The organism is Neobacillus niacini (assembly GCF_030817695.1).
In the GTDB taxonomy this organism is placed as follows: Bacteria; Bacillota; Bacilli; order Bacillales; family Cytobacillaceae; genus Neobacillus; species Neobacillus niacini_F.
Map to the genome: position 1 here is coordinate 1753788 of NZ_JAUSZQ010000002.1, position 20726 is coordinate 1774513.

24 protein-coding genes and 1 other annotated feature are annotated in these 20726 nt (G+C 39.0%); of the genes, 21 read left to right on the forward strand and 3 right to left on the reverse strand.

Translation table 11 applies throughout. The features are described from left to right. Position 1 precedes the first annotated feature (1 nt). From QFZ28_RS08950 to minD, 15 genes are all read left to right on the forward strand, one after another. Positions 2-1051 (forward strand): type IV pilus twitching motility protein PilT, encoded by a 1050-nt coding sequence (locus QFZ28_RS08950; RefSeq protein ID WP_307194304.1) that lies wholly within the window; start codon positions 2-4, stop codon positions 1049-1051. Then, positions 1044-2246: a type II secretion system F family protein gene (locus QFZ28_RS08955; RefSeq protein WP_307194305.1), complete on the forward strand. Its 1203-nt coding sequence runs from the start codon at positions 1044-1046 to the stop codon at positions 2244-2246. The genes QFZ28_RS08950 and QFZ28_RS08955 overlap by 8 nt, the downstream gene beginning before the upstream one ends. A 146-nt stretch (positions 2247-2392) precedes the next feature. Beyond that, a complete protein-coding gene (locus QFZ28_RS08960; RefSeq protein ID WP_307194306.1) occupies positions 2393-2851 on the forward strand; it encodes a type II secretion system protein in 459 nt (152 codons plus the stop codon). Between the two features lie 12 nt (positions 2852-2863). Beyond that, the gene (locus QFZ28_RS08965) at positions 2864-3613 is read left to right on the forward strand and encodes a prepilin peptidase (protein ID WP_307194307.1); all 750 of its coding nucleotides are present in this window, start codon (positions 2864-2866) and stop codon (positions 3611-3613) included. A gap of 22 nt (positions 3614-3635) precedes the next feature. Further along, a complete protein-coding gene (gene pilM / locus QFZ28_RS08970) occupies positions 3636-4628 on the forward strand; it encodes a type IV pilus biogenesis protein PilM (RefSeq protein WP_307194308.1) in 993 nt (330 codons plus the stop codon). A gap of 6 nt (positions 4629-4634) precedes the next feature. Then, on the forward strand, positions 4635-5342 hold the full coding sequence (locus QFZ28_RS08975; RefSeq protein WP_307194309.1) for a PilN domain-containing protein: 708 nt from the start codon (positions 4635-4637) through the stop codon (positions 5340-5342). Beyond that, positions 5339-6142, forward strand: coding sequence for a pilus assembly protein PilO (locus tag QFZ28_RS08980; RefSeq protein WP_307194310.1), 804 nt, complete (start codon positions 5339-5341; stop codon positions 6140-6142). Before QFZ28_RS08975 ends, QFZ28_RS08980 begins: the two co-directional genes overlap by 4 nt. A gap of 130 nt (positions 6143-6272) precedes the next feature. Next, positions 6273-7355 (forward strand): hypothetical protein, encoded by a 1083-nt coding sequence (locus QFZ28_RS08985; protein ID WP_307194311.1) that lies wholly within the window; start codon positions 6273-6275, stop codon positions 7353-7355. A gap of 230 nt (positions 7356-7585) precedes the next feature. After that, entirely contained in the window at positions 7586-8155 is a 570-nt protein-coding gene (locus tag QFZ28_RS08990) for a Maf family protein (RefSeq protein ID WP_307194312.1), read from the forward strand. A gap of 44 nt (positions 8156-8199) precedes the next feature. Then, the gene (gene radC / locus QFZ28_RS08995; RefSeq protein WP_306076115.1) at positions 8200-8889 is read left to right on the forward strand and encodes a RadC family protein; all 690 of its coding nucleotides are present in this window, start codon (positions 8200-8202) and stop codon (positions 8887-8889) included. A 156-nt stretch (positions 8890-9045) separates the two neighbouring features. Then, on the forward strand, positions 9046-10068 hold the full coding sequence (locus QFZ28_RS09000) for a rod shape-determining protein (protein WP_307194313.1): 1023 nt from the start codon (positions 9046-9048) through the stop codon (positions 10066-10068). 93 nt (positions 10069-10161) lie between these two features. After that, a complete protein-coding gene (gene mreC / locus QFZ28_RS09005) occupies positions 10162-11043 on the forward strand; it encodes a rod shape-determining protein MreC (RefSeq protein ID WP_307194314.1) in 882 nt (293 codons plus the stop codon). Next, positions 11040-11558 (forward strand): rod shape-determining protein MreD, encoded by a 519-nt coding sequence (gene mreD / locus QFZ28_RS09010; protein ID WP_307194315.1) that lies wholly within the window; start codon positions 11040-11042, stop codon positions 11556-11558. Before mreC ends, mreD begins: the two co-directional genes overlap by 4 nt. 136 nt (positions 11559-11694) lie before the next feature. Further along, the gene (gene minC, locus QFZ28_RS09015; protein ID WP_307194316.1) at positions 11695-12375 is read left to right on the forward strand and encodes a septum site-determining protein MinC; all 681 of its coding nucleotides are present in this window, start codon (positions 11695-11697) and stop codon (positions 12373-12375) included. Between the two features lies 1 nt (position 12376). Further along, entirely contained in the window at positions 12377-13180 is an 804-nt protein-coding gene (minD, locus tag QFZ28_RS09020; RefSeq protein WP_307194317.1) for a septum site-determining protein MinD, read from the forward strand. Between the two features lie 52 nt (positions 13181-13232). On the opposite strand, the gene QFZ28_RS09025 is transcribed toward minD, so the two are convergent. From QFZ28_RS09025 to QFZ28_RS09035, 3 genes are all read right to left on the reverse strand, one after another. Then, entirely contained in the window at positions 13233-13679 is a 447-nt protein-coding gene (locus QFZ28_RS09025; protein ID WP_307194318.1) for a hypothetical protein, read from the reverse strand. Between the two features lie 27 nt (positions 13680-13706). Then, positions 13707-14087, reverse strand: a complete 381-nt coding sequence (speD, locus tag QFZ28_RS09030) for an adenosylmethionine decarboxylase (RefSeq protein ID WP_307194319.1) — start codon at positions 14085-14087, stop codon at positions 13707-13709. A gap of 142 nt (positions 14088-14229) precedes the next feature. Further along, on the reverse strand, positions 14230-15999 hold the full coding sequence (locus QFZ28_RS09035; RefSeq protein ID WP_307194320.1) for a spermidine synthase: 1770 nt from the start codon (positions 15997-15999) through the stop codon (positions 14230-14232). Positions 16000-16371: 372 nt separating this feature from the next. Between QFZ28_RS09035 and QFZ28_RS09040 the strand changes: the two genes are divergently transcribed. The 6 genes from QFZ28_RS09040 to rpmA all read left to right on the forward strand — a co-directional run bounded on the left by QFZ28_RS09040 (position 16372) and on the right by rpmA (position 20634). Continuing rightward, the gene (locus tag QFZ28_RS09040) at positions 16372-17166 is read left to right on the forward strand and encodes a M23 family metallopeptidase (protein ID WP_307196987.1); all 795 of its coding nucleotides are present in this window, start codon (positions 16372-16374) and stop codon (positions 17164-17166) included. Continuing rightward, complete coding sequence (locus tag QFZ28_RS09045) at positions 17159-18025, forward strand: M50 family metallopeptidase (protein WP_307194321.1); 867 nt, start codon at positions 17159-17161, stop codon at positions 18023-18025. The genes QFZ28_RS09040 and QFZ28_RS09045 overlap by 8 nt, the downstream gene beginning before the upstream one ends. Positions 18026-18071: 46 nt before the next feature. Then, positions 18072-19532 carry an Rne/Rng family ribonuclease gene (locus QFZ28_RS09050; RefSeq protein WP_307194322.1) on the forward strand — a complete coding sequence of 487 codons (1461 nt, stop codon included), beginning with the start codon at positions 18072-18074 and terminating at the stop codon, positions 19530-19532. Positions 19533-19580: 48 nt separating this feature from the next. Further along, positions 19581-19662, forward strand: a sequence feature (ribosomal protein L21 leader region). Positions 19663-19674: 12 nt separating this feature from the next. Next, positions 19675-19983 (forward strand): 50S ribosomal protein L21, encoded by a 309-nt coding sequence (gene rplU, locus QFZ28_RS09055; protein ID WP_307194323.1) that lies wholly within the window; start codon positions 19675-19677, stop codon positions 19981-19983. A 15-nt stretch (positions 19984-19998) separates the two neighbouring features. Continuing rightward, positions 19999-20328, forward strand: coding sequence for a ribosomal-processing cysteine protease Prp (locus tag QFZ28_RS09060; protein WP_307194324.1), 330 nt, complete (start codon positions 19999-20001; stop codon positions 20326-20328). Positions 20329-20340: 12 nt separating this feature from the next. Beyond that, entirely contained in the window at positions 20341-20634 is a 294-nt protein-coding gene (gene rpmA, locus QFZ28_RS09065; RefSeq protein ID WP_034674968.1) for a 50S ribosomal protein L27, read from the forward strand. Positions 20635-20726 lie beyond the last annotated feature (92 nt).

A 20726-nucleotide genomic window follows, 5' to 3' on the forward strand; every position in this document is an offset into this window, starting at 1 on the left:
GATGAAAGAAAAACTTGAGAATATACTGCGTGCTGCACTTGAATTTAAAGCATCCGATATTCATTTTACGGTTGGTGTTCCGCCAATTTTCCGAATTAACGGTGATATAAAGCGGTATGGAAAAGATATTTTACTGCCGGCTGATACCGAAGAAATTGCCAAATTGACGATTCCAGAAAATATGTATGATTTATTCAAGGAAAAAGGAGAACTTGATTACTCTTATGGGCTTCCTGGAGTCTCTCGTTTTCGTGTGAATGCTTATCATCAACGAAAAAGCGTTTCATTGGCATTGAGGGTGGTAGCCTCAAAAACGCCTACGCTCGAGGAGCTTGATTTACCAAATATCGTTAGGGAATTGGTTGAGAAGCCCCAGGGCTTAATTCTTGTTACCGGCCCGACAGGAAGCGGGAAATCGACCACGCTTGCTTCAATGATTGATTATGTGAATCGAAACATGCGAAAGCATATTGTTACACTCGAAGATCCAATTGAGTATTTGCATAGACATGGAAACTCGATTATCGACCAGCGTGAAGTCGGTTTTGATACGCAGTCGTATGCCAATGGATTAAAGGGCGCATTGCGTCAGGATCCTGATATTATCCTCGTCGGGGAGATGCGGGATTTAGAAACAATCGGAATCGCGATTACTGCGGCAGAAACTGGTCACTTGGTACTGGGAACACTTCACACCTCAAGTGCCCCAGCAACGATAAACAGGATTATTGACGTATTTCCGCCGGCACAGCAGCCCCAGATTCGTGTTCAGCTGGCTTCTGTTCTAGTTGGGGTTATTTCACAGCGTCTTTTCCCAACGGTTGATAAAAAAGGCAGGAAGGCCGCAACTGAGATTCTAGTGAACAATCCAGCGATTGCGAACTTAATCCGAAACGAAAAGATCCACCAAATTCAAAGCACAATGCAAACCTCACGTGCCCAAGGAATGCACACCCTAGAAATGAGCATCAGAGATTTAATTGACCGCAACTTAATCCAAAAAGAAGCTGCAACCAAATATCTACAAGAAAAGATGATGCTAGATGGCTAGATTTAAATATTCTGGGCGGGATAAGCGTGGTAAAAAAGCAGGGACAATAAATGCCGGTTCCAGACGAGAAGCAATGACCAAGTTAAAGGAAGATGGGATTAGGGTCATAGAAATGACTGAAATTCCTGAAACCATGATGACGAAGGACCTATCGTTTGGGAATCCGGTTAAACTTCAGGATTTCGTTATTTATTTAAGGCAATTCGCTACTCTCTTACAAGCGGGGGTAACTATTGTTGATGCTACAGCTATTCTTGCTGTTCAAACGGAGAGTAAAGGCTTAAAGAAAGCATTATTGGACACTGAACAGGAATTACGCGAGGGAAAACCATTCTCAGAGGCTGTGTCTAAACACAAGAAAATATTTAACACGATGTTTGTTAACATGGTAAAAGCAGGCGAGGTAAGTGGAAATATGGATGGGACCCTCGAAAGTTTGGCTGAGCATTTTGAAAAACAGCACTATACTAAACAAAAAATCACTTCAGCTCTTATGTATCCGGCTGTTATTGGAATTATTGCTATTGCTGTTGTTATTTTTTTACTTGTAGCAATTGTGCCAACTTTTGTAGCAATGTTTTCAGACCTTGGAGCGGAACTTCCTGGAATTACAAAATTTGTACTTTCTGCAAGTGAATTTATGCAATCATTTTGGTGGTTAATTGCACTTTTAATTCTAGCTTTTGTATCAGTGATAACTTATATGAAAAAAAATAAGAAAACCAAATATTTTGTAGATTATTCCCTTCTTAAAATGCCTATATTTGGAAATATGTTGCAAAAAGCAGCATTAGCCCGGATGATGAGAACCCTTAGTTCTCTGTTTTCGAGTTCAGTTCCGATTCTTCAAAGTATGGCGATTGTTGAAAAGGTAGTTGAAAATGAAGTGATTGCTAAAGTAATCCGTGAATCGCGCGACTCTCTTGAAAAAGGACGTTCTATGACGGAACCAATGAACAATCATTGGGCTTTCCCACCGCTTGTTACTCAGATGATATCAATTGGTGAGGGAACGGGCGCTTTAGATGCTATGCTTTCAAAGATTGCTGAGTTCTATGAAAAAGAAGTTGAAACTGGTACGGACAGGCTTAAATCATTAATTGAGCCTATTATGATCGTTGTCCTAGCCAGTCTTGTAGGTGTTATTGTTATGTCAATAATGGTTCCGATGTTTTCGATGTTTGAACAAATGTGATAAATTCTCAGTTTCATCCTAAAAATAACAAAAATGTAAAAATTGAGACAAAATTCGACGAAAATTTTCTTTTCATTAGATTACATTTATTGTATACTCATAGAGAAATAATACTAGGTTCATAGAACCATAAAGGAGATGTAAAAATGGTTGATAGACTAAAATTAAAAGCTAAAGAACAAAAAGGTTTTACTCTAATTGAATTACTAGCAGTTATCGTAATTTTAGGAATTCTTGCGGCAATAGCAATTCCTGCAATAGGGAATGTGATTAGTGACTCAAGAGAAAAAGCGAAAGTTTCAGAAGGACTTCAAATTATTGAAGCTGCTAAATTACACGTAGCTAATGATACCACTAACGCCTATACGCCAGCAACTATTGCTGCCGCTACTGGTACTAAAGTTTCTATTACTGCTGCCACTTTGTTAACTAAAACTCTTGATCGTGTTAAAGATGATGATTTTACCGTAGAGGTAACTTATGTTAGTGGGAAACATGTTTATACATTAAACGGACATGAATCAGTAAAAGTTGCAGGTACTGGTGCAGACGTTTCAGATAACATAGCAACTGAACAAGACCTAGCTAATTTTGGGGATAACTAGGAAATATGAAATATGGTCTATAGTATACTGTTTATTTATGGGTTAGTCTTTGGATCATTCTTTAATGTTGTTGGTTTAAGAATTCCTGTTAAACAGTCAATTATTACGCCAGGTTCAGCTTGTCCATCTTGCGGGCATCTATTAAAACCGATAGAACTTATACCAGTTTTATCGTATATGCTTCAAAAAGGGAAATGCCGCGGCTGTCAGTCGCGGATTTCTCCTGTATATCCGATTTTTGAATTACTTACTGGAATATTATTTGCAACAGCACCACTTGTTATTGGTTGGTCAGGAGAGCTCGTAGTTGCCCTTACACTCATTTCGATGTTTATGATTATCATCGTATCCGATATTAACTATATGCTCATCCCTGATAAAATTTTAATTTGGTTTGCAGGGATTTTTTTATTGGAACGGATTATCTGGCCATTAACCACTTGGTGGGACAGTATTCTTGGTGCGGGAACAGGGTTTATACTCCTACTGATAATCGCCATTGTTAGTAAAGGTGGTATGGGCGGTGGCGACATAAAACTTTATGCAGTGCTTGGATTTGTTTTAGGTTTTAAACTTGTACTCCTCTCTTTTTTCCTTTCGACATTGTTCGGTGCGGTTATAGGCGGTTTGGCACTGCTTTTTAAAGTGGTTAAAAGAAAGCAGCCCATTCCATTTGGTCCGTTTATTGCGGCTGGGACACTTACTGCTTATTATTGGGGATCGGATTTAATTCATTTATATTTACAGTTTCTTTATTATTGATCTTACGTAAGGGGTAATAGACATGGGATTCTCCCTTTTTTCAGCAAAAAACAGAATAATTAACCTGGTACTAAATGACCATTCAATTCGTTTTTTAGAATTAAAACAAACGAACCCCCCTACTACCCAAAAATGGAGTGAACGTTTTTTACCGCCAGGTATCATCGTTGATGGTAAAATTGTTGACATTGATTCCTTAGCAAACATTCTTGAACAATGTATTGAAGAGTGGAAGATTCAACGGCGTTCAATCCGCTTCCTTGTTCCTGATCCGCTGGTTATCATTCGAAAAGTCTCTATTCCTGCTGATATCCAAGAGGATGAAATTAAAGGATATTTATATTTAGAATTAGGTTCTACCATTCACTTACCATTTGAAGAACCAGTTTTTGATTACCATCTACTTACAAACACTGGTAAGGCACAGGAAGTTCTCCTATTCGCTGCACCACACCAGTTTGTGATGGAATATGCGGAACTATTCTCCAGTCTTAAGCTTAATCCGGTAGCTGCTGATATCTCACCGCTGTCGTTGTACCGGCTTTATCATCACTCAGATAGAAGTAATGAAAAGGATATTCTATTTACCGTTCAATTTGATTTAACAAGTGTTAACTTGTGTATTTTTGATGGCAGTGTGCCAATGGTCATGCGTCAATTTACCTTGCCTTTTAACATTGAAGACTGGGAACATAATCAAGGATTATCGGGTTTAGTAGAGTTTACCTATAAAGGTGCTTCCGAGGAATTGGTTGTTCAGTTTGAGGATATTTTTAAGGAAATCAATAAATTAGTCGATTACTATCGCTTTTCACTTAGCAATGAGAAGCAGGATGTAACTAAGTTCTTAGTAAATGGTGACCATCCAATGTTAAAAGCAATTTATGATGAAATGACAGAACGATTTGAAGTGCCGGTTGAAATGCTTTCACTGCCTGCTGACGAAAAAAGGAAGGGTAGTGTGCCTTCCAATTTATTATTATCCTTAGGTCTTGCCTTGAAAGAGGTGCAGTAATGTTAGTTGAAATCAACCTCCTTCCTCAAAAAGGAACCAAGGAAATTTAATATCGTTATTTTAATCGTGCTTATCGCACTTACTATTTTAGTTGGTGCATTTTATTTTTGGCAGATTCAATCTACTAAAAGTGAAGTAGCAAACTTAGATAAGCAAATATCGATGACAAAAGAAACAGCCGCCAAACAGGAAAAAAGTGCTGATAAGAATGAATCGCAAATGTCAATTAGTCTTTTAAAGGACGCTGTTGATTGGGCGAATACCTACCCGGTTCAAACAATCCCGATTATGCAGCATTTAACATCTCTGCTGCCAGAACGCGGGTTCATTCAATCTTTTACCTATGCTGAAGCAGGAACCGTAATCCTCACTGTTCAATTTGATAGTGCACGTGAAGCAGCATATTTTCTAGATAATTTAGGTGAGTCAGAATGGGTTGGTGAACCAACATTAAATTCGCTTACCGTCGAGAAGAAAGAAGAAGAAGAAAGCACTGCGACAAAATCAGCGAACGAAGAAGGTGCTGAGGCTAATGAAGCCCAAACACCTGAACAGACATCGACACCAGCAGCAACAACTAATATCGAAAATAAACTTAATACAAATGACCTATATCTTCCAAGATATATTGGTCAATTTGAAATTAAGCTAAATATGGTGAAAATCAAGGAAATTACTAGTAAAAGTAATGAGGAAGGAGTGACTTCCTCATGAAACTCGGTCTCTCAAAACTTGACAAGATTATTTTGTTAGCAGGCTCGTTTTTGCTAGTACTGGTTATTGTCTACGGTCAATTTTTAAAGTTAACTCCTTTAAAGTCTGATGTATCGATGAAAGAGCAGTCCTTAAATACGGAACAAAAGCTTTTAGAAGCGGTAACCCAGAATAAAATAGACGAAACTACAAAAGTAGTGGAAGATACAAGGGAATTGCAGAAAAAAGTTCCGGTAAAACCATTGCTTGAGCAGTTTATTCTAGATTTAGAAAAAGCTGAAATAGTATCCAATAGTGTCATATCTTCAATGAGTTTTACAAAGGATGAAGATGTTATCCTAGCAACAGAGACACCTGCAGAAAATGCACCAGCTGATCAGGTGGGTACAACAGGTCAAGAGACTGCAACACCACCAGCACAAACGGGTGAGGCACCTCAGGAGCCAGCGGCTGCTGCAAACGGGCAGCCTGCCGCAGCGCCCGTATCAAACGGATTAAAAAAGCTATCGGTTAGCTTGAGCGTTGAATCACCAACCTACGAGGATTTGGAAAAGTTCATTGCAACACTTGAATCTTTGGAACGGATAGTAGTGATCGAATCTATTAGTTATACCGGCGGCAAAGAAATCACCAGCTTAGAACTAGAACTCGAAAAGTTACAGTATTCAATTACTGTTTCTGCCTATTACCTGCCAATTCTAGATGACTTAATTGCTGAGCTTCCAAAAATTGATGCCCCGGCACCGGCCAACAAGAAAAATCCGTTAAGCTCTTTCTCTGATACGACAAAAGCTAACTAATACTATCGCGAAGTTGCAAATAATTTGGCGAAAGCATTGTATAACAAGACGACAAAAGTCTTGTTATTTTTTTTTGTCTTTGTGATAGGATGGTAGAAATTGCTATTGGTAGAGGAAGGAGTACAAGTTAGTGGACAAGCCGAATCGTGGCAATACCATCAAAATAAAGTTAAATGGAGAAAGTCAAACTTTCTCAGAAGAGCCCATTAAGAAGGAACAAGAATCTAGCAAAGATTCTTTTACTAAAGTGATAGACATTGACGAAGACTTCAACGATCAGGATTTATTTCTTGAGACTGCTGCTGCCAAGGACTCAATCGATGAAAGCTTTGATTGGATTATTCCTGAATCTGCAGAAAACGACATTCAGGAATATAAGGTTGTCAGCAGTCAGAATCAGAAAAAGGGCACGAAAAAGAAGCCTGCTTCTTTCACAACTTTTTCAATGAAGAGTAATGGTGGCGTAATAAAATCTATTATTGTTACAGCTGTTTTTGCTATTTTGATTGGGACAAGCTTTGGGGTCCTCATGCTTAAGTTAGTCATTAGTGAGAACAGTAAACCAGCAGTAACTGAGCCGGTGGTTGTAGGTAATGGGTCTGGAGAAGATACAGAAGCAACCGGAGGTAAGAGTAGTAATTCGATTGTCCTTGGGGCTCAAACAGTGTTTATCGTCCAGGGTGGCGCATTTACGACAAAAGATGCTGCATCCAGTGCAGCCAGTAAAGCAAAAGAAGAAGGATTGCCAGCACAAACCTTGTCAATGAGTGAAAAAGAATATTTGTTTTTAGGTGTCGCTGATTCTATTGAAACAGCGAAGGAGATAGGAGCACAATATAAAGCAGATGGGTTTGAAGATGTTTTTTCAAAACAACTCCCCATTGCTGAAAAGACAGTTTCAGATATAAGTGAAGCTGAAAAAAGCTTTTTAGAAGCTGCACCAGCTATTTATCAACAGCTTTCAAAGGTCACATCTAATGCCATTGTTTCTGGAAATATATCATCAGAAGCTAGTAAAGAGGTTACGGCGTTTGAAGATCAACTGAATCAATCCGCTGACAAGGTGAAAAATGAGAAAGTAAAAACTCTTAATAAGGAATTATCTAGTGCGTTGGAGAAAGTTGAAGCTTTTCAAGAAAACAAGAAGAAAGATAGATTGATTGAAGCACAACAGCATTTATTAAATTATCTAAGTATTTATTACTTACTGTAGTCGACAAAAGCTGATATTTTCCGGGAAATTATCCTTGAATAACGAGCCTGTCTATTTTGGACAGGCTATTTGTGTTTATATCGAAATATTTTGAATTTAACTCACGAAGATACTTTGCATAATTTGACAAATTTCTTCGAACTTTAATGATATAAAAATTGTTTGCTTCTACAATTTCTGATACGATTAACGTGTATCTCCCTAAATGATGCAAAAGGTATGGTGATGAAATGCAAAACCTCATTTTAGCCTCTTCTTCTCCACGGCGAAAAGAACTTCTAGAAAACCTCCGATTAACATTCACGATTTCAAGCAGTGAAGTAGATGAAAGCTTTGATCCAACGCTTTCTCCAGAGGATGTAGTTATGGATCTTGCCGAGCGAAAAGCAAAGGTCATTTTTAAAGAAAACCCAGAAGCATTTGTCATTGGTTCGGACACGATTGTTGTTGCCGATGGTCAGGTCTTAGGAAAGCCAAAAGACGAGGCAAATGCCAAAAGGATGTTAGAAAAGCTTTCTGGAAGAAAGCATGATGTTTATACTGGTGTTTCCATATTGTCTCCAAATGGAACATCTCGATTTTACGAACGTACAGAAGTTTGGTTTTGGGAGTTAACGGACGAGGAAATCAATTTCTATGTACAAAGTGGTGAACCGCTTGATAAAGCAGGTGCATATGGCATTCAGCAGCTTGGAAGTATGCTTGTCAAAAAAATTAGTGGAGACTATTTTGCGGTTGTCGGCCTGCCGTCATCAAAGACCTATCGCGAACTAAAAAGGCTGGGCTACCAGTTGTCGTGACAGCTATGTAGTTCTTTAACTCCCTATCACAGGGAGGAATCAGAATGTCAACCAATTCATTAATGATCCGTGATTTTCCTCAAGACGAAAGACCGAGAGAGCGATTTATTCAAAATGGTCCAGCGAGTTTATCGAACCATGAATTAATCGCCATCTTACTTAGAACCGGTACGAAGGATGAAAGTGTGCTGCAATTATCCAACCGGTTGCTTACCAATTTTGAAGGCTTACGGCTTTTAAAGGATGCCACCTTAGAAGAAATGACTGAAATCAAGGGGATTGGTCAGGCAAAGGCCATTCAAATTCTCGCTGCTGTCGAAATAGGCAGGAGAATAACGAACTTAAACTATACTGACCGCTATGTGATTCGCTCCCCTGAGGATGGGGCCAATTATGTGATGAATGACATGCGTTTTTTATCACAAGAGCATTTTGTTTGTTTATACCTCAACACGAAAAACCAAGTGCTCCACAAACAAACCATCTTTATTGGAAGTTTAAACGCCTCGATAGTACATCCCCGGGAGGTATTTCGCGAAGCATTAAAACGTTCAGCTGCTTCTATCATTTGTCTCCACAATCATCCTTCCGGGGATCCCGCCCCTAGCCGCGAGGATATCGAGGTCACGAAGAGGCTCGTAGAATGCGGGAAGATGATAGGCATCGATGTGCTCGATCACCTCATCATTGGCGAAAATAAATTTGTCAGCCTCAAGGAAAAAGGATATTTATAATACTATGATTTTTTTTAACGTTGGGATATAATAATGTTTATGATTTTTTAGGACATCTTTCATGTTAATCATATAAATTTACTAGAAAAAAATACATGATAGAAGGTATATTCACTTATCTTTTGTTATTTTCGTATCAGAAAGGGAGATACAACTATGTTTGGAATTGGGACAAGAGACCTTGGTATTGACTTGGGGACGGCAAATACCCTTGTTTATGTAAAAGGTAAAGGGATTGTATTAAGAGAGCCATCTGTTGTGGCGATGCAGACAGACACGAAATCCATTGTCGCGGTTGGTAATGACGCGAAGAATATGATTGGTCGTACACCAGGAAATGTGGTTGCGTTGAGACCAATGAAAGATGGAGTTATTGCGGACTTTGAAATTACTGCAGCCATGATGAAACATTATATTCGTCAGGCAATTAAAAGCAAGAGCTTATTCTCCGGTAAGCCGTATGTAATGGTATGTGTTCCATCTGGAATAACTGCTGTTGAGGAAAGAGCTGTAATTGACGCAACACGTCAAGCCGGTGCTAAGGACGCCTATACGATTGAGGAGCCCTTTGCTGCTGCAATCGGTGCAAACCTGCCTGTATGGGAACCAACTGGCAGTATGGTTGTCGATATTGGCGGCGGTACCACTGAAGTAGCGATAATTTCATTAGGCGGCATTGTTACAAGCATTTCTATCCGTGTTGCCGGTGATGAAATGGATGAAGCAATTGTTACGTATATCCGAAAAAATTATAATCTCATGATTGGTGAACGTACGGCGGAAGCTATTAAGATGGAAGTTGGTTCTGCAGGTGACTCTGAAGGTATTGATAATATGGAAATTCGCGGACGTGATTTATTAACTGGTTTGCCAAAAACCATTGAAATCACTGCGAAGGAAATTGGTGCGGCTTTAAAAGATACAGTCTATGCGATTGTAGAGGCTGTAAAAAACACATTAGAAAAAACACCGCCAGAGCTTGCTGCGGATATTATGGACCGGGGAATTGTTTTAACCGGCGGCGGCGCCCTGCTTCGTAATCTTGACAAGGTAATCAGCGAAGAAACAAATATGCCTGTACTTATCGCTGAAAACCCATTAGATTGTGTAGCAATTGGTACTGGAAAAGCTTTAGATCATATTCAACTATTCAAAAATAAAGCTAAAGAATCAAGATAGCAAATAATAAAGGTAGTGTTAAAACTAATTGTTGATTGGAGCGGAAATCAACTGATACGTTTAACACAGACATAAAAATAGAGGTGTATAATCATGCCACAGTTCTTTTTGAATAAACGATTGATCGTTTTGCTGGTTAGCATAATTGTTCTCGTGGCATTGATTGGGTTTTCGTTAAGGGAGAGAAGTAAACTATCCTGGCCGGAGCAGTTCTTAAAGGATACGACCGGCTTGGTTCAATCCCTGGTTTCAAAGCCTGCTCATTTAGTTGCAGGTTTCTTTGAAAATCTTCAGGACTTGCAAAATACATATGAAGAGAATAAAGAATTAAAATCACGGATGGAGAAACTTGTTAGCCTTGAAGCACAGGTACAGGAGCTGGAAAAGGACAATAAAGAGCTGCGTGATATTCTCGGTGAAGAAGAGACCCTGAGAGATTTTGAACCTTTACAGGCAACCGTAATAGGTAGAAACCCTGATCGTTGGCATGAAATGATTATTATCAATAAAGGGAAAACAGACGGAATTAAAAAAAATATGGCCGTTGTCACAGCACATGGCTTGATTGGCAAAGTAAAAACAGTGAATCAATTTAATTCAACCGTCCAATTGTTAAGTGCAATGGATCCGAAGAATCGAATTTCAGCGATTGTCCAAGGTGACACGAATGTATTTGGCCTTGTCGAAGGCTACGATAAAGAGAAAAAGGCATTATTAATAAAAGCAATTCCTTCTGGTGTTGAAATTAAAAAGGGACAAAATGTCATTACTTCCGGTCTAGGAGGAGTGTTTCCTCAAGGCTTGCAAATTGGGAAAGTAATTGAGGTTAAACCTGACCAATATGGATTGAATCAAACGGCGTTAGTTGAACCAGGTGCAAACTTTTACGATTTAGAAAATATCATTGTGATCACACGATCAATGGCTCAGCCTAGTGAAGCGGATATGGGCGAAGGGGAGGAGGAAGACTTGTGAAGAAATTCCTACTTCCTCTTTTGTTTCTATTCCTTTTCCTATTAGAGAGCTTGTTTGCTCAATATGCCCCTCCTGAGGTTTTTGGGCGCAACTATATTTTGGCGCCTCATTTTCTGTTCGGAGGTATCTTGTTCCTAGCCATCTATGCAGGCAGAAAATACGGAATTATTTATGCTGCCATTTTTGGACTACTATTTGATATCGTGTGGATTGAAATTATTGGCATATACTTTTTCCTTTTTCCATTCATTACGTACCTTATTTCGAAAATCATGCACTTACTTCAGACGAATATTATTGTCGCAGTTTTTGTGTCTCTAGTAGGGATTGCTTTATTGGAATTAGGTGTCTATGAAATGAACTTTCTAATTCATATCACCACACTTGAATTTATGAGTTTTATGAAGCTACGTTTTTATCCTTCACTCATCTTAAATGCAGTTTTTCTCTTGATTGCTGCGTATCCTTTAAAGCGTCATTTTGAAAGTTTTGCAGAAAGCTTACGAGATGAATAAGATTTGTATTTCTTTTTAAAAAAAGGAGAATACATTAAGCGTGTCGAATTGTATAATAAAAGTGTGTCTCTGGCTAAAAAAATGCCTATTTCCATGGCACGTATGTGTTTCTTATTATTTGAGGTGAGTTTTCTCCATGAAAAAGCGACAAAATGTTACGATTAAAGGTACGAAGGATGGAATTGTCCTTCATCTTGATGATAGCTGTTCCTATGAGGAACTGAAGAAGGAGCTCGATGAAAAACTTTCGGCAAATCAAACAACTGAAGTTGGGCGTCATTTAACTCCTGTTAAAGTCGATGTCGGCAACAGGTACTTGAATGATGCTCAACGTGAAGAAATAAAAGATCTCATTCGCCAAAAAAAGAACTTAATGGTTGATGATATTGAATCCAATGTTGTCACAAGAGCAGAAGTGGACAAGCTTAAAGCAGAAAACGAAGTCGTTACCGTTTCTCGGATTATCCGCTCTGGACAAGTATTAGAAGTTCCAGGGGATTTATTGCTCATAGGGGATGTTAACCCGGGTGGAACGGTGATTGCAGGGGGCAATATTTTTATCATGGGTGCTTTAAAGGGGATAGCTCATGCAGGAGTGTTTGGGAATGATCAAGCTGTTATTACGGCTTCAAGTATGCAGCCAGCACAGCTGAGGATTCACGATCGTATCAATCGCGCACCCGATAAAGTTCAAAACAATGAAAAACGTGAAATGGAATGTGCGTACATCGACGATAACCATCAAATCATCGTAGATAGATTGCAAGTTTTAATAAATTTAAGGCCTAATTTAAATAGATTCGAAGGGGGACATTAATGTGGGAGAGGCAATAGTAATTACATCCGGTAAAGGCGGCGTCGGAAAAACCACGACTTCCGCTAATATAGGTACAGCGTTGGCCCTTCAAGGCAAAAAAGTATGCTTAGTAGATACGGATATTGGCCTTCGAAATTTAGATGTCGTTATGGGGCTGGAAAATCGAATTATTTATGATCTTGTGGACGTAGTAGAAGGTAGATGTAAAATCCACCAAGCACTCGTAAAAGATAAGAGATTCGAAGATTTATTGTATTTGCTTCCAGCAGCGCAAACAGTAGATAAATCAGCTGTTAAGCCAGAACAGATGCACAAACTAATTAATGAACTTAAGCAAGACTATGATTATATTATTATTGATTGTCCAGCGGGAATTGAACAAGGTTTCCAAAACGCGATTGCCGGGGCGGACCGTGCGATTGTCGTAACAACTCCTGAAGTATCAGCTGTTCGTGACGCGGATCGAATCATCGGTCTTCTGGAGAAGGCTAAAACGGTCGAGTCACCGAAATTAGTCATCAACAGAATTCGAAACCATATGATGAAAAGCGGCGATATGTTAGATGTGGATGAAATTACTACACATTTATCTATCGAGTTAATTGGTATTGTCGCAGATGATGAGGAAGTAATCAAAGCTTCTAACCATGGCGAACCGATTGCCTTAAATCCAAATAGTAAAGCGTCTATCGCATACCGTAACATTGCTAGACGTATTCTTGGTGAATCCATTCCATTACAGCCATTGGAAGACAAGAATAAAAGTGTTTTTGGTAAAATTAAACAATTCTTCGGTGTTAGATAATAAACCAAGCCTGACCATTTAAACGTGGACAGGCTTTTTAATATGTTCCAAGCTAATATTCAAGTAAATGAACAGTGAATGCGGCTCTATTATATCGTGGCAGCCTCCCTCTAGGAGCATATGTGTCAGCAATAAAAATACCAATCGCATCTCCAGCATATAAGTAAGCCTGGACATTAATGCCTGTGACAATGGTAATCCCGTTTGCGTCAAATGTAGAACCTATCAGTGGTTCGGACCCATCAGGCATTCTGTTAATGTTGAATTCTGCCGATTGCTCTTCTTCTAGTATCACAGATACATTTGCTGTAATCTGATAAACACCAGACTTGTAAACCGTAATTCTATTTGCTGTAATGTCAGGAATAGTATTTTGGTAGGGACCTGTTGTCGTAAAATCTATTAGGTTTCCAGCTACAAGAGGAATAATGTTATCATCAGGGGTATTTTCTTTATATAATGATCCATAGGTAAATGGCTTTACGTTTTTGGTTCTCATATGTTTCACCTTGTTAAAATGGCTTTGTCAACTGCCTAATTCTTCGCATTTAATTAGTTGAGGATATGATACGCCTCGGGAGATAGAGTACACCATTGCTTGCCTTGAAGACAATTCTTTAATCAAAAATTCTACTTGAGGAGTAAGTTCTAGAGTTCCGCACGTATAAAAATCAAGTGACACATATTTTTCTTCTGGCCATGTATGAATGGATAAATGCGAAGTAGATAAAACCAGTACCCCTGTTACACCTTGTGGCTCGAATTGGTGGAAATAAGAGTATAAAATCTCCATATTTGCATCAAGTGCCGCTTTTTTACACATTTCTTCTAAATATTCGATGTCATTTAAATGGGCAGAATCGCATTTAAATGCGTCAATGATAATATGCTTTCCTTCTTTGCTCAAAGTCTCATCATTCCCTCCGTTTTCCTTTGTAAGTTATCGTATGGGATTTTATTGAAATAAATTGTACGGTTGTCCATGTTTTCTCCAAATAATACCTCAAAAGGGCTCTACTCTTTATTCAAATGTAGAGCCTTTTTGTATATTATCTTCGCAGCTCTTGTTTATAAATTTCATGTAATTTTAGATTAGACAAGGTATTTATTTGTAAATTCTCGCGCACTGATCGGTATTTGGAAGGAAAGACAAATAAGCTGGACAAGTCTTCATGGAGTGTTTGACATGGGACAAATACTTTTCTGTTCAATGATTGCAGCTGCTTTTTTGAAGCTAAATGAAAGCCCCAATCCCCGAATGAAGGAACATCGGTATGGTAACTCCTAACATGCATCCCAGTCCCTTTAAGTGATAATCCGATACTCCAGTATACAAATGGAGCATACTCTGGCGAATGAGATTGACAGACCAAAATGCCATCTTCCGTTAGAAGCTTAGATAATTTGCTAAAGAATTCTACCGTATACAATCGGCTTAATATTTCATCGCCTGGGTCTGGCAAGTCCACAATGATAACATCATATGGTTCTTTTTGTTCCTTCTGAAAGACTTGGATATCTTTTTGATGGACAGATACCCGCTTGTCATGAAGTGCTCGTTTGTTCAGGGAAGAAACCTGGGGTATATTACGGGCCATGTGGATCATTAAAGGGTCGAGGTCCACTAAGTCAATATGCTTCACATCTGGATATTTAAGAACTTCACGGATGGCAAATCCATCCCCGCCTCCCGCAATTAAGACACGATCTCGTTTTTTAACCATAGAAAGGGCCGGATGAACAAGAGCCTCATGATAGATTTGTTCATCTAAAGAACTAAACTGAAGCTGCTTGTCTAGATATAGGCGCACATCATTTGTCTCCAAAATTTTTATTTGATTCCCTGTGGTTCCTCCTGCATAAAGTAACCGATGCGAATTCGAGAGCAGATGACGAAGTTCTTTCTTATCTTCGGAGTCTTGGATTTCTTGTGAACTAGTTGAATAAAGTTGGTACAGGTATGGGGATTTGAGTGTGTTGACTCCAGCTTGTTTCCGTACTGATTTCACCCGGTTCGAAAAAGTAAACATTGAATGAAGATCTTCAGAAAGTGTACGATTTTGGATATTAACTCGCCATTCTAACTGTTTCTTCGCAACAAGATGAAATCCGCAGTCTCCAAACCAAGGAACATTAACATGATAGTTGAGCGTGTGCAGGGAAGCACTCTGTAGTGTTTTATCAATAGTCCAGAATACCAACGGATCGTCTTCAGGTGATGCGGACTGGATAACCAACACCCCACAATATGTTAAGAGGTTGGACAATTTATTGAAGAATTCTTTTGTGTATAGTTTGCTATCTTGCTTTGTTTGTGGGTCTGGAAGATTGGCGATTATGACATCAAACTGGTGCTGATTTGTTTGTAGAAAATCATATATGCTGCTTTGGACTATTTGAACACGATTGTCAAAAAAAGAATTCTCGTTCATTTCGGATATTTCAGGTGTTTTCTGGGCTGCTATAAGGGACTCTGTGGATAAGGATACATGACTAACATGTCTGACATCCGAATATTTGAGGACCTCACGCAGTGCCAATCCGCATTCATCCCCGATAATTAATACACGTTCATGGTGTTCTGAAAAAACAAAAGCCGGATGGACTAGTGCCTCATGATAAATGCGTTCATCCATCGAATTCCATACTAATTGATCATTCCGGTATAAACGTATATTCTTCGTTTCTATCAAGAGGACGTCCTGGTATGGACTCTTACCCTCAAAAAGAATTTGGTGAGGACCCTTTAATAATTGCTCTAACTCAATTAAATCGTAAACATCTCCACGAAAAGAATCATGTTTGTCACTGGTAGACAAAATTATTCACCTCAATTTATTTAACTTACAGCCATTATATGGATAAGCAATAAAAATGTGTGGCTTATCCACAAATCCATGAAATTTTCGGTTCAACAATTCTGGATTCAGTTGAAGTGACTGGTGATATATGTATAAACGTCCAAAACGTTATGAAAAAAGTCCAAAACACTGTGAAAAAGGTCCAAAACCATATAAAAAAAGTCCAAAACACAATAAAAAAAGTCCAAAACCATATAAGAATCCTCCAAAGCCCTAAGAATAATGTTCAAAACCACGAAGAAGACATTCCATAACCCTAAATAAATATTCTGAGAGTCATACTCTTAAGGACAACCTCATAGACTTGTACAAAAAGGTGTCTAAAGGTTGGTGGGTATAATGCGGTCTACTCCTGAAGAAATACGGCGACGAATCGCAAAGCGAAAAAGGGAACAAGGGTCATCAGGAAAAGGTCCAGAACGTGAAATTACTTGGCCGGGGGATGATGAAAAGTACGGATTTAATCATTATTCCTCATACGAAGCAGGCAAGGATGATGGTATCCATCCTTTATTTAAGAAGGAAGTATTTATTTTTAAAATTTTGGCATCAGCTCTATTGTTTCTTGTAATTGCGATTATGTTCCGAGAAAACACTGCAACATTTGCTCCAGCAAAGGAGTTTGTGATGAAAGCCATGGAGCAGGACTTTAAATTTGCCACTGTATCAAAATGGTACGAAGATCAATTCGGTAAGCCATTAGCTCTTTTGCCGTTTACAGAAGAAGAAAAAGGCGGCGAGAAAACCGTAGTTGAGAAGAATCATGATATACCTGTGTTTTCAGGGAAAGTCCTCGAAAACTTCGAGAAAAATGGACAGGGGATTATGATTGAAACAGCAAATGGTGCAGCGGTTGAAGCGATGAAAGAAGGAAATGTAATGTTTGCTGGTGTAAAAGAAGGCACGGGTAAAACGGTTATTATCCAGCACGCAGATCAGACGCAATCTACCTACGGGAATCTCGATGAAATTAAGGTTAGTTTATATGAATTCATAGAAACGGAGACTGTCGTAGGTACAGCCTCAGAATCTACGGGTGAAGACAAAACGAAGGGCAGGTATTATTTTTCTATCAAAAAAGGCGATGATTTCATCGACCCAATACAGGTGATTCGCTTTGAATAGAGCCATCTATTTATTACAACACGTTTATATCCATCCTTTGTTATGGTTTGTCATCGCAATATCGATTGCTACAGCACATTTCCTCGAAGTTTGCCTATTAATCGGCATTATTTTTATCCATGAAATGGGGCATGCTGCTGCGGCTTCTTTTTTTTCATGGAGAATCAAAAAAATCACCCTTCTTCCCTTTGGGGGGGTGGCTGAAATGGAGGAGCACGGGAATCGGCCGTTAAAGGAAGAGGCCATTGTAGTTCTCGCAGGGCCGATTCAGCACATTTGGATGGTGGCTGTAGCTTTCGCATTATTCTCTTTAGAGGTCATTCCCGAAGATATGTTTCAACTATTTTTTCACTACAATGTTATGATCTTTATTTTTAATCTGTTTCCAGTTTGGCCGCTTGATGGTGGAAAGTTGATCTTTATGTTCCTTTCCTTAAAAAAATCATTTCCAATTGCTCATCGTCTAACCCTATTAATTTCTTTTGCAAGCATTGGAATCTTTTCGATTCTTACGCTACTAACAGCCCCTCAGCAAATAAATGTCTGGATTATCGTAGGCTTCTTATTATTCTCGCTTTATCATGAGTGGAAGCAGCGCCGCTATATTTTTATGAGATTCCTTCTCGAACGCTACTATGGTAAAAAAAGCGATTTACAAGCTCTGAAGCCCATCCAGGCAAATGAACAGGACTTGCTCATCGATGTATTGGAAAAATTTCAACGCGGCTGCAAGCACCCGATTATTGTTGAGAGTGATGGCAAAGAAAAAGGGATGTTGGATGAGAATGAATTGCTCCATGCTTACTTTTCCGAAAAACGATTAACCGATAAAATCAGCGACCTTCTCTTTTCATACTAATTAGGTATAATATAAAATAATTAGTGATAAAGTGAGGACGAAGGTTTTGGAAAAGTTAATCATAAATGCAATGTCGAATGAAAAGAGATTTGCTCTTGTAAGTAACAATACAGTTGAAAAGATTATTTTTGACCGACCAGAGCAGCGATCTTTGGTCGGTAATATTTATTATGGGACCGTAACCAAGGTCCTACCGGGTATGAATGCCGCATTTATCGATATTGGTGAGGAAAAAAATGCCTACCTCCATCGTGATGTGCTTCCGTCGTTTGTGTTATCACCGGAACGGAGTATCGATAAAGAGAAGAAAAGTGTATCATCCTTCGTTCATCAGGGTGAAAAGTTATTAGTTCAAGTAGATAAGGATGCCACAGGTCCCAAAGGTGCAAGAGTGACAGGGATTATTGAGATACTTGGGGACAACCTTATTTATATGCCCCAAGGTCGCTATGTGGCAGTCTCTAAAAAAATTGTTGATGAAAAGGATAGACTCCGAAGTTTTGGTATGAAACTGAAAAGTGAAGAGGAAGGCCTGATTTTTCGGACATCGAGTGCCTCGGCAACTGAAGAGGAAATGGTGAATGAACTAAGCAGATTAAGAAGCCAGTATGCAGAATTAATGGAAAAAGCTGCTTCTTTTAAAAAACCAGGGATTCTATATCAAAAAGATACCTTTACCGAATTGGTACTCGAGTCCGTTACGAATATGTCATCAGGTGAAGTGTTTGTGGATGACCTTTCCTTAAAACAACTTATACAATCGAGAAACTCTGAACTAAAGGTTACCTATTATAATGGAAAAGAAAATATCTTCACAGTTCATCGGATTGAGCATGAAATTGACAAGGCTCTAAAGCGAATCGTCTGGCTCGATAACGGTGCCTATTTGATCTTTGATGAAACCGAAGCCCTAACGATTATCGACGTAAATACCGGGAAGTTCTCCGGTAAAAACGATTATCAGGATACAGTAGTAAAAACCAATACCCTAGCCGCGATTGAGATTGCTCGTCAACTGAAACTTCGTGATATAGGCGGTATAGTCCTGATTGATTTTATCGATATGAAAAACGAAAGAGACAAGCGTTACATACAAGAAAGTATTGAAAAAGAATTCCAGAAGGATAAAACTAGAACCAAAATCATTGGTTTTACCTCACTTGGAATCCTGCAGTTAACAAGGAAGAAAACAAAGGTCTCGCTTTCAGAGGAACTACAAGTAAAATGCCAGGTCTGTGATGGGACAGGACGGATTTTAAGTGCAGAAACAATAGCGTTTCGACTCGAGCGAGAGCTAATAGAGCACCGGAATTCAGATTTCGAAGCTGTCTTAATCGAAACAACAAAAGAAGTAAAAGAAGCACTAGATCCTCAACTTGGTGTTTTAGAAGAATTGTTGAATTTTAAAGTGTATTTTTCAATTCATCTATCACCCTCACATTACTATGTTGTAAAACAATTTGGGAATCTTGAAGAGATAGAGCAAAAAGCGGGAGAATCCTATTGACACTTACGCCTATACAATGATAAAATTATCGATGTTATGTTTGTAGCACCCGTGCTACAACCGCACATCTCAGGTATTAAGTCTAATGCGCGAAGCTTAGCGCCTGTTTATGGCGAGTCTGAGTTTATAAGGAGGTGCAAGTATGTACGCAATTATCGAAACAGGTGGTAAGCAATTGAAAGTAGAAGCTGGTCAAGCTATCTACATTGAAAAGCTTAACGCTGAAGCAGGAGAAACAGTTACATTTGATAAGGTTTTATTCGTTGGCGGAGATAACGTAAAAGTAGGAAGCCCATTAGTGGCTGGCGCTACTGTTACAGCTAAAGTTGAAAAACAAGGCCGCGCTAAGAAAATCATCGTTTTCAAATACAAAGCGAAGAAAAACAACCGTAAAAAGCAAGGTCATCGTCAGCCATATACTAAAGTTGTGATCGAAGCGATCAACGCGTAAGGTGTTGGGCAATAGATGATATCTATTACAATTAATCGTTCTGAATCCGAATCGATTCAATCATTTATAATAAGTGGTCATGCATTCTTTGCTGATCGGGGAAAGGATATCGTCTGTGCAGGCGCATCCGCAGTATCCGTTGGCGCAATCAATGCCGTGCACGCCATAACTGGTGTGACACCTGAGATTGAACAAGGAGATGGCTTTCTCCGCTGTGTTGTTCCAGATAAACTTCCGGAAGACATAAATGAGAAAGTTCAGCTTCTTCTAGAAGGTATGATCGTTTCATTGCAGACGATTGAAGAAGAGTACGGTGAACACATAAAAATTACCTTCAAAAAGTAGGAGGTGGAATACATGTTATTAAAATTAGATCTTCAGTTGTTTGCATCTAAAAAGGGAGTAGGTTCTACAAAGAACGGACGTGACTCTATCGCAAAGCGTCTTGGCGCAAAGCGTGCAGATGGTCAATTCGTAACTGGTGGTTCAATCCTTTACCGTCAACGCGGTACAAAGATTTACCCAGGTGAAAACGTAGGCCGTGGCGGAGACGACACTCTATTTGCGAAAATCGACGGCGTTGTAAAATTCGAACGTTTAGGTCGTGACCGTAAAAAAGTAAGTGTTTATCCAACAGCTCAAGAAGCGTAAGCTTTCTATGAAAACTCTAACCTGATTGGTTAGGGTTTTCTTTTTTAAACTATAAGGAAAAATTACCCAATGAAAACTCCAATTTGATCTCC

Excerpts from the sequence above, each read along its gene's own strand:
- QFZ28_RS08950 (WP_307194304.1), top strand. The coding sequence starts at position 2 with ATGAAAGAAAAACTTGAGAATATACTGCGTGCTGCACTTGAATTTAAA.
- QFZ28_RS08955 (WP_307194305.1), top strand. The coding sequence starts at position 1,044 with ATGGCTAGATTTAAATATTCTGGGCGGGATAAGCGTGGTAAAAAAGCA.
- QFZ28_RS08960 (WP_307194306.1), top strand. The coding sequence starts at position 2,393 with ATGGTTGATAGACTAAAATTAAAAGCTAAAGAACAAAAAGGTTTTACT.
- QFZ28_RS08965 (WP_307194307.1), top strand. The coding sequence starts at position 2,864 with ATGGTCTATAGTATACTGTTTATTTATGGGTTAGTCTTTGGATCATTC.
- pilM (WP_307194308.1), top strand. The coding sequence starts at position 3,636 with ATGGGATTCTCCCTTTTTTCAGCAAAAAACAGAATAATTAACCTGGTA.
- QFZ28_RS08980 (WP_307194310.1), top strand. The coding sequence starts at position 5,339 with ATGAAACTCGGTCTCTCAAAACTTGACAAGATTATTTTGTTAGCAGGC.
- QFZ28_RS08990 (WP_307194312.1), top strand. The coding sequence starts at position 7,586 with ATGCAAAACCTCATTTTAGCCTCTTCTTCTCCACGGCGAAAAGAACTT.
- radC (WP_306076115.1), top strand. The coding sequence starts at position 8,200 with ATGTCAACCAATTCATTAATGATCCGTGATTTTCCTCAAGACGAAAGA.
- QFZ28_RS09000 (WP_307194313.1), top strand. The coding sequence starts at position 9,046 with ATGTTTGGAATTGGGACAAGAGACCTTGGTATTGACTTGGGGACGGCA.
- mreC (WP_307194314.1), top strand. The coding sequence starts at position 10,162 with ATGCCACAGTTCTTTTTGAATAAACGATTGATCGTTTTGCTGGTTAGC.
- minC (WP_307194316.1), top strand. The coding sequence starts at position 11,695 with ATGAAAAAGCGACAAAATGTTACGATTAAAGGTACGAAGGATGGAATT.
- QFZ28_RS09025 (WP_307194318.1), bottom strand. The coding sequence starts at position 13,679 with ATGAGAACCAAAAACGTAAAGCCATTTACCTATGGATCATTATATAAA.
- rplU (WP_307194323.1), top strand. The coding sequence starts at position 19,675 with ATGTACGCAATTATCGAAACAGGTGGTAAGCAATTGAAAGTAGAAGCT.
- QFZ28_RS09060 (WP_307194324.1), top strand. The coding sequence starts at position 19,999 with ATGATATCTATTACAATTAATCGTTCTGAATCCGAATCGATTCAATCA.
- rpmA (WP_034674968.1), top strand. The coding sequence starts at position 20,341 with ATGTTATTAAAATTAGATCTTCAGTTGTTTGCATCTAAAAAGGGAGTA.